Raw genomic sequence first — 7,913 nt, 5'->3', positions numbered from 1 at the left:
CAGGTTTCAGCTTCGACTTCTAAAGAAACTAAAGGAGGGGGGGGAACTTTGTCTGTAGCCGCAGACTCTATCCAACTGATTGGAACCTCGCAAATGGGAGCTAGTGGCTTATTTGTTGGGACTGAAGCTACTGGAAATGCCGGAAACTTAAATATAGAAACTGGGCAATTGACTGTTCAAGATGGAGCGCAGGTTTCAGCTAATACTCGTAGTCAGGGAGCGGGAGGAACTTTGTCTGTTACCGCAGACTCTATCCAACTGATTGGAACCTCGCAAATGGGAGCTAGTGGCTTATTTGTTGGGACTGAAGCTACTGGAAATGCCGGAAACTTAAATATAGAAACTGGGAAGTTGATTGTTCAAGATGGAGCGCAGGTTTCAGCTAATACTCGTAGTCAGGGAGCGGGAGGAACCTTGTCTGTTACCGCAGACTCTATCCAACTTATTGGAACCTCGCAAATGGGATCTAGTGGTTTATTTGTTGGGACTGAAGCTACTGGAAATGCCGGAAACTTAAATATAGAAACTGGGCAATTGATTGTTCAAGATGGAGCGCAGGTTTCAGCTTCCACTTCTAAAGAATCTACTGGAGAGGGGGGAAGCATTATAGTTAACACTGGAGAATTAAATGTCTTAAATAACGCTGACATAACTGTGAGCAGTCAAGGCACAAATAAGGCAGGTGATTTGGAAATCACCGCTCGTTCTATCAAATTGGATGACCAAGGTAAGCTCATTGGACAAGCTAACTCCGGTGATGGTGGCAATATTACGCTGAATTTACAAGACTTATTGTTACTGCGCCGCGAGAGTGAGATTTCTACCTCAGCAGGCGCAGACACTGAAGGGGCTGGTGGAAATGGGGGTAATATCACCATCAATGTCCCTGACGGCTTCATCGTCGCCCAACCAAATGAAAACAGCGACATCACCGCCAATGCCTACGATGGTAAAGGGGGAATAGTCAAAATCAACGCTACTAAGATTTTTGGAATTGCGCCACTAACTACCGAAGACCTTAAAAAGTTGCGCCCTACGGATTCAGACCCGCGTGAACTTCAGACAAATGATATTACGGCAATTTCCCAAACAAGACCTGATTTAAGCGGCATTGTAGAAATTAATACGCTCGATGTTGACCCCTCTCAAGGATTAATTAACTTACCAGCCGTACCAGTCGATACTCAAGTGGCGCAAGCCTGTCAAGCGCGTACAGCACAAAATCAAAGCAGTTTTACGATCACCGGACGCGGCGGCTTACCACCCAACCCCAGAACCGAACCCCTGACTCCTGATGCAGTTCAACTAGATTGGGTAACTCTCAACTCAAAGGGTGAAAACCGTGTTAATACAAATGTTTCAAATCAGGCAAATAGTTCCAGTCCAACGCCGATTGTGGAAGCGCAAGGGTGGGTGATAAATGCTAAAGGTGAAGTTGTACTCACGGCTGATGCGCCGAAAGCTTTGCCTCATAGTTCCTGGTTTACTCCTGCTTCTTGTTCGTGAACAACCAGGTTATATCATAATACGCTTGGGTTAGCTATAAAAACCTTAACCTGCGTAGGTTGGGTTGAACGAACGCGAATTTATGTTGAGCGAAGTCGAAACACAGCGTCTCGTAGGGAAGTGAAACCCAAGCGTCTTGCGTTAAGGGACTTCCAGAAAATAAATTAAGTAGGTCGGCGTAAATAATTATTGTTGGGATAAGGCAGGGGGAGAAAGAGTTTGAGCCTTATTTACTTTTCTTCACACAGTTTGGTTTTATTGCGCCAACTTACTTATCCAATTTACTTATACTTGAGAATTGGCAATTTCAGGTTAAAGCAAAAGATAAAGAAATAGTAAAAAAAATCTCACGCTGGCTAATAGAACAAATTGATTTTTGTTCTAATTGAGGTGCTAATAACTGCGATTTTTCCTCACCAGTTAGTAATAAATTTCCCTGTGTATCCCACCAACGCAACCAAGGCGCTGTAGTATTTCCATACTGTCCTTGCCAAATACCCAATTCGACACCCATCAAGGAAATCTCATAGTGTCCACGTTCGTTAGCTGTGAGTTGCTGATACCTACCATCAACTAAGTGATAAACCTCAATCGCAGCTTTGCTAAATTCGTAAATGCCATAAAAAGGTACGCGGATTGCTTGCTCATATACCCAGAATTTACCAGTAATTGGAGTATTGTCTCTTTCTTCTGAACCATCCCCAGAAGCGAATTCCAGTACAATTAGGGGAGCGACATATTCCATACGTGTCAACTTAACGTAAAAGTTATGTCCCGCAAGGAACTGAAGTTCCTTGCTAATAGCGAAAGTCATCTGAAGATGACTAAATATAGCAAAAAATCTTTAGTCTACTTCAGTAGACTTTAGCTAAAAGCCAAAGAACTTTAGTTCGAGGCGGGTGAGTCAAGCCGAAAGTTTTGCTATTTATAGCTTAAGTTGACACCAATGGACATATTCTTGCCACAACACATACGAACGTCGAAATTGACCATTTAACATAGGTGCAATATTCGGGACGTAAAACCAATCGGGTGCTTGGGCACCGCGTTCAGGTGGTTCGGTCAAACGCCAGTAAATGCCACAATCTTGACCAATACAATACTGCTTATCTGAGTGAATTTGCTGTAATATACCTTGAACGGAGTCAGTTAGAAGTATGCTTTGCGGATGTTCTTGAAAATTTTTCACAAAGTTCCCATCTGACTCTGGTAACTCAGTATGGTCGGGAAGGTGAGTAATGCCTAGTTCGGACAGTTTGGCAATAGTCATTGAACTTTGGCGCGAGTGAATCGGCATATTTATCTTAGCACCGCTCCGACCAAATGCTTGGCGGTGTGTAGTTTAGCGATCGCTTTGCAAATGCCAAGGGCGATCGCGCATTAAACTAGTGGCAAGAAGACGACTAGAATAAATTTCTTCATTGCTAATCAGCGACTCATTGCAAAAATCTGTTCAGCCGTTAAGGGAATGTTCGGAAACAATCTAGAATCAATTCGATCCTGCCCTCGAAACACCTTTGGAGGTAAATACTCTGCACCTTCAAGTTGGTAGATTGTAATGGTTGGCTGTTTGGGAGAGCCAATGAACCGAATGCCACCAAAAGCAGCATAGTCTACAATGATGTACTCGAAAACGCCCAAATCTTCATATTCAGCTAGTTTTGTCAGATAGTCGTCCTTCCAGTTATTGCTAACGACCTCAATGATTCCGGGTGGTGGAATATATGCAGCAGCAGAACTAGAGCTAGTTTTCATCCTCTGCCATTCAACTCTTGCAAATATGACAATATCTGCTTTCCGGCTTTTTTCCTTTTCTGTTGGTGCTGTTTTGAGGCGAACCTGCTTGGACTGGCGCGACACGTAAGGCAGGTCATTTTCTTGGCAATGATTTTCTAAGTAGGCACACAGTCGCTCGATCAAATCCTCATGATTTGCATTTGGTTCTGATAATGGCACGGGAATCCCATCCAATAGCTCAAACTCTCTGCCTGAACCATCGTCCCAGGCAAGAAACTCTGCAAAAGTCAGTGGTTGTGTGACGGTTGCATACATCGCCCTCGCTCCCTTGCTGATGGGTACTTCACTCAATGCTACCAAGATGTACAGTTTTGTTTATGAGTCCTGGCTGATTTTCCTGCCGTAGTTCTGAAATAACAGCTTATCGCTTTTGTCACCTTCTAGCTAGTCTGCAAATACTCGACTACACACTCACAACTAATGCCAGCACGCAAAAAATAGCCCCCTATAATTTGGGGGCGTAAACAACTCAGGACTTACGCAAAAATCGCCGAAAGGCTTAATTTATCGAACCGCCAAGACGCCAAGAACGCCAAGAATTCGTAGAGCGTGCGTAAGTCCTACAACTATTGCATCAAAATCGAACGTATCAAAATGCTCATCACCTCACTTGCATTGCCAGTTGGTAACAGAGGACTCCAATCACCAATGTCAGCGTACCTAAGTTGGTGCAGCACGCGAATAGTACTGGTAACAGCTTTGGGAGAACCAATCAGTGTGTGTTTGATGGATTCTCTTTCTGAAGATGCTTGAGAGTCAGTTTCATCTATTTTGGCTTTTACTTGTGTCATCATTTATTTATCTCCCTATGTATGTGGGGGTTTAGAAAGCGATCGCTATTCCGGTTGGTCCTGGGGGCGATCGCTTTTAACTTTTGAGTATAGCAACTTTAGGGGAACAGGGGAACAGGGGAATATTGATTATGTTCCCTCTATGCCATGTCAGAATAATGAGATGGCAAAACCCGAAGATACAGTCAAATTGATTATTGGCAAAGAATTAAAAATCCGTTTCAAGTCCTTGTGTGTGCAGGCTGAAACGGATATGAGCAGTGTTGCTAAAGAGCTAATCGCTGCCTGGTGCCAAGAGCAGGAACATAAACAAGCTGGACAAAAAGGCAGCTGAAAGCGATCGCATTTCCGGTTGGTTCTGGGAGCGATCACCTTTGATCATTCTTGTAAATTATCTACCAGAACACAAGGGGCGATAAGTAGGGGCACTCTTTCCAAAACCGAGCGAGATTGGTCTAAACTAAGAAAATGCTAGAAGACCCGGAAAAACCAAAGGAAATTTGGACTGATTATGTTTGGGCTGACACGGAAGCGCAAGCTATGCAAAAATGTCGATGAAGGCAGAAGAAGCGACTATTGAAGGGAAAACAGTTGTGAGGTTAATCGGTAAACCAAAGAAAGTAGGTCAAGGAAAACGCTACGAATGCAGATTTGAGGGAGAGATTTATGACGCTTGAGCTTCCAGTTATTCCGAAACCTGGGGAAGTATTTTTAGCAGTAGAACTCACTGCTGTTGAAAATATGAATGTTGCAGAAACCTTGAAGTTACTGGAAGATATGGGCTACAACCCGACTCTGCGGTATCGGCAAATCCCAGATGGAAGGATTTCTGTTTATGCCTTGCTCAGACATGAGAATGTAAATCCAGAAATCTTGCAAAATTCTGATTATCTTGGAGAACAACTAGACGCATTAGCAGAGGTAATTCAACCTGCGGATGCCATCACATCACCTCGCGGGATTAGTAGCGCGAAAACGCTTGCTCCTGTGTAGAATTAGGCAAGCGTTTGACTTTGACACCTACTAGGCTATTCCACATTTACAGCAGTTTTCAGGTATTTAGACCACGACTGAGACGAGGAATGGGGAGTAGGGAGTGGTGTAGTTCAATTACTTAAAAAGCGCTGTAACATAAGAACGCTTGAACAACAAACACACGATGCGGATTACACCTGACGGTCAAATTACCATCCCTCCTGAAATCCGAGAGGTGCTAAACATTTCTCCTGATGTAGAATTAGCGTTTGAAATCGAAGGCGATCGCCTCTACCTCAAGAAAATACAACCTAGCGATAAAATCTCAACCTGGATTGACACCATGCGGGGTTGCGCTGCTGCAAATCTCACCACTGACCAAATCATGACCCTCACTCGTAGCGACGATAATCCATGACCGTCTTGGTAGACAGCAACGTTATCCTCGACATTCTTACCAACGATCGCAACTGGTTTGATTGGTCAGCCCTTCAACTGACAACCTATGCCCGTCAAGACCAACTTGCCATTAATCCTATCATCTACGCAATCGTTGGATAAATGACATCATACCGCAAAGCTTGAGCCGCAAATGCCAAAGCTGCTTTAATTCCTTCATCCCTAAGTCGCGGATGCGCTTCGAGTATTTGCTGAGGTGTTTCACCCGCAGCAAGTTTTTCAAGAATTAATTCAACTGTAATACGAGTTCCTGAAATGACAGGTTTGCCCATCATGATTTTTGGATCGGATACGATTTTTTGCATGAATTAAGATTATTTGGATAGATGATTAATATATATAACGCGATACGCCGTTCGCGCGCGGGGCATTTCATGCTATTGTCTAACTTATTTTATAGGAAATTTCATATAAGATGGACGATGATGAGGGTATTATAGAAATTCCTTTACGACCTCTGGTTTGGATGGGAGACTCACTCAAAAATATCCGCTTATTTCCTGTTGATGTGCGTGCATCAGTAGGCTATGCGCTGCAATTGGGGCAAGCAGGGGAAACACCAATGGATGCCAAACCTTTCAAAGGGATTGGAAGCGGCGTGTATGAAATCGTCAAACGCTACGATACCGATACTTACAGGGCAGTCTATGCGGTAAAGATTGGAGAGAAAATCTATGTTCTGCACGCTTTTCAGAAGAAATCAAAGCAGGGGATTAAAACCCCACAGGCTGATGTTGACCTGATTAAACAACGCTATAAGGACGCAGTGGTAAGGGAGAAACAACAATGACACAGGAACCCGTTTTTGAAGAAAGCAGTGGCAACGTATTCGCTGATCTCGGTTTAGAGGATGCCTCGGAACTTTTTATGCGAGGAAAGATAGGGATTCAGGTACTGCGCCTCCTTTCTCAACGTAACTTGAAACAGCGCGAAATCAGCGAACTTCTTGGCATTACCCAGCCAGAAGTATCTCATTTGATGAAAGGAGAGTTTCAACGGTTCAGCGAGGGCAAACTCCTCATTTTCCTCAAGCGGCTTGATACGGAAATCACCTTACATCTTCGCCCTCGTCATGCGTCGGGCCAATCTGCTGAAACTGTTATATCGCTATAGGACAGGATGAAAGCCATGTTGGGTCTGAGTTTAGAACAAACCAAGATTTATCAAAAAGCAGCTTGTAGGTAACTCTATTTCAAACACAGAGACTTTACTCATGCAAAAAGTCTATTGAGTTAAGCGATCGCTTTGCCAATGCTAAGGGCGATCGCGCATTAAACTAGTGGCAAGAAGACGACTAGAATAAATTTCTTCATTGCTAATCAGCGACTCATTGCAAAAATCTGTTCAGCAGTTAAGGGAATGTTCAAAAACAATCTAGAATCAATTCGATCCTGCCCTCGAAACACCTTGGGGGGTAAATACTCTGCACCTTCAAGTTGGTAGATTGTAATGGTTGGCTGCTTGGTGGTAGACAGCAACGTTATCCTCGACATTCTTACCAACGATCGCAACTGGTTTGATTGGTCAGCCCTTCAACTGAGAACCTATGCCTGTCAAGACCAACTTCTATCAATCCCATTACGCTATTATCTACTAGAACACAAGGCGCGTTCGCCCCTGGCGTTGGCGGAGCCATCGCCTTTCATTACCTTCTGATTAGTCTGCAAATAATCATGCAGCAAATTGCAACCCCGTGCCAGCAATTTTTCTAGTTCGATATCTGCCAAATTCTGGAAAATCACTGTGCCATTACCACTACCCGCAGCCAGGGTCTTGCCGTCATTACTGAAACTGACGCTGGTTAACTCTTGCTTATCACCTTTCAAAGCAATCAGTAACGTCCCTTCTCGGTTCCAAATCCTCACTTTATCATCACTGCTAGCTGCCAAAGTTTTACCATCGGGGCTAAAACTCACACTGATGAAACTATCGCCATCCCCTGTAAGATTATTTAGCAGATTCCCGTCCCGGCTCCAAATCTTCACCGTGTTATCAATACTAGCTGAAGCGATCGCCTGACTATCAGGTGTCCAAGCAACCCCATTTACCCGGCGACTATGACCATTTAAGCTGTATAGCAATTTACCATCTAAATTCCAGATTTTTACTGTTTTGTCATCGCTGGCTGAGGCTAGCAACTTGCCATCAGGACTAAAGCTTACCCAATTCACCGCATCTTGATGTCCCTGTAAGGTGTTGAGCAGTTTACCGTCTCGACTCCAAAGCTTTACTGTTTTATCTTTACTAGCCGAAGTGATTGCTTGTCCATCTGGGCTGAAACTAACGCCCCAAACTTGACCATCATGCCCAGTGAATGTACGGAGTAGTTTACCGTCTAGACTGAAAAGTTTTATAGTTTTGTCTCGACTTGCTGCTGCTAAGGTG

At 43.9% G+C, this 7,913-nt stretch carries 11 protein-coding genes and 3 pseudogenes; 8 read left to right on the top strand and 6 right to left on the bottom strand.

Features of this window, described 5'->3' with window-relative positions; translation table 11 throughout:
* A pseudogene (locus LC574_RS16705) lies at positions 1-1,506 on the top strand (filamentous hemagglutinin); the annotation flags it as partial.
* Between the two features lie 307 nt (positions 1,507-1,813).
* On the opposite strand, the pseudogene LC574_RS16700 reads toward LC574_RS16705, so the two are convergent.
* The 4 genes and pseudogenes from LC574_RS16700 to LC574_RS16685 form a co-directional block, all read right to left on the bottom strand.
* Positions 1,814-2,248 (bottom strand): annotated as a pseudogene (locus LC574_RS16700) (Uma2 family endonuclease); the annotation flags it as partial.
* A gap of 210 nt (positions 2,249-2,458) precedes the next feature.
* A pseudogene (locus LC574_RS16695) lies at positions 2,459-2,776 on the bottom strand (Uma2 family endonuclease); the annotation flags it as partial.
* A 158-nt stretch (positions 2,777-2,934) separates the two neighbouring features.
* Positions 2,935-3,603: a Uma2 family endonuclease gene (locus tag LC574_RS16690; RefSeq protein WP_229454553.1), complete on the bottom strand. Its 669-nt coding sequence runs from the start codon at positions 3,601-3,603 to the stop codon at positions 2,935-2,937.
* 266 nt (positions 3,604-3,869) lie between these two features.
* On the bottom strand, positions 3,870-4,097 hold the full coding sequence (locus LC574_RS16685; RefSeq protein WP_229454552.1) for a hypothetical protein: 228 nt from the start codon (positions 4,095-4,097) through the stop codon (positions 3,870-3,872).
* Between LC574_RS16685 and LC574_RS16680 the strand changes: the two genes are divergently transcribed.
* The 5 genes from LC574_RS16680 (at position 4,075) to LC574_RS16665 (ending at position 5,630) form a co-directional block, all read left to right on the top strand.
* The gene (locus LC574_RS16680; protein ID WP_229454551.1) at positions 4,075-4,428 is read left to right on the top strand and encodes a hypothetical protein; all 354 of its coding nucleotides are present in this window, start codon (positions 4,075-4,077) and stop codon (positions 4,426-4,428) included. The two genes, LC574_RS16685 and LC574_RS16680, sit on opposite strands and share 23 nt — an antisense overlap.
* Before the next feature lie 214 nt (positions 4,429-4,642).
* Positions 4,643-4,771, top strand: a complete 129-nt coding sequence (locus tag LC574_RS38060; RefSeq protein ID WP_267871564.1) for a hypothetical protein — start codon at positions 4,643-4,645, stop codon at positions 4,769-4,771.
* Positions 4,761-5,087: an acyl carrier protein gene (locus LC574_RS16675; RefSeq protein WP_229454550.1), complete on the top strand. Its 327-nt coding sequence runs from the start codon at positions 4,761-4,763 to the stop codon at positions 5,085-5,087. Before LC574_RS38060 ends, LC574_RS16675 begins: the two co-directional genes overlap by 11 nt.
* Before the next feature lie 166 nt (positions 5,088-5,253).
* Complete coding sequence (locus LC574_RS16670; RefSeq protein WP_229454549.1) at positions 5,254-5,487, top strand: AbrB/MazE/SpoVT family DNA-binding domain-containing protein; 234 nt, start codon at positions 5,254-5,256, stop codon at positions 5,485-5,487.
* Positions 5,484-5,630 (top strand): hypothetical protein, encoded by a 147-nt coding sequence (locus tag LC574_RS16665; protein ID WP_229454548.1) that lies wholly within the window; start codon positions 5,484-5,486, stop codon positions 5,628-5,630. Before LC574_RS16670 ends, LC574_RS16665 begins: the two co-directional genes overlap by 4 nt.
* Here LC574_RS16665 and LC574_RS16660 read toward each other — a convergent pair.
* Positions 5,612-5,833 carry a DUF433 domain-containing protein gene (locus LC574_RS16660; protein ID WP_229454547.1) on the bottom strand — a complete coding sequence of 74 codons (222 nt, stop codon included), beginning with the start codon at positions 5,831-5,833 and terminating at the stop codon, positions 5,612-5,614. The genes LC574_RS16665 and LC574_RS16660 overlap by 19 nt on opposite strands.
* 110 nt (positions 5,834-5,943) lie before the next feature.
* Here LC574_RS16660 and LC574_RS16655 point away from each other — a divergent pair, with 110 nt between their 5' ends.
* Positions 5,944-6,318: a type II toxin-antitoxin system RelE/ParE family toxin gene (locus tag LC574_RS16655; RefSeq protein ID WP_229454546.1), complete on the top strand. Its 375-nt coding sequence runs from the start codon at positions 5,944-5,946 to the stop codon at positions 6,316-6,318.
* Entirely contained in the window at positions 6,315-6,641 is a 327-nt protein-coding gene (locus LC574_RS16650; protein WP_229454545.1) for a helix-turn-helix domain-containing protein, read from the top strand. Before LC574_RS16655 ends, LC574_RS16650 begins: the two co-directional genes overlap by 4 nt.
* A gap of 473 nt (positions 6,642-7,114) precedes the next feature.
* On the opposite strand, the gene LC574_RS16645 is transcribed toward LC574_RS16650, so the two are convergent.
* A partial coding sequence (locus tag LC574_RS16645; protein ID WP_229454544.1) for a WD40 repeat domain-containing protein occupies positions 7,115-7,913 on the bottom strand: 799 nt, incomplete at its 5' end.

The sequence above is a fragment of the Nostoc sp. CHAB 5715 genome (genome assembly GCF_020829685.1).
In the GTDB taxonomy this organism is placed as follows: domain Bacteria; phylum Cyanobacteriota; class Cyanobacteriia; order Cyanobacteriales; family Nostocaceae; genus Nostoc.
This window is presented reverse-complemented; position numbering and strand designations above follow the sequence as displayed.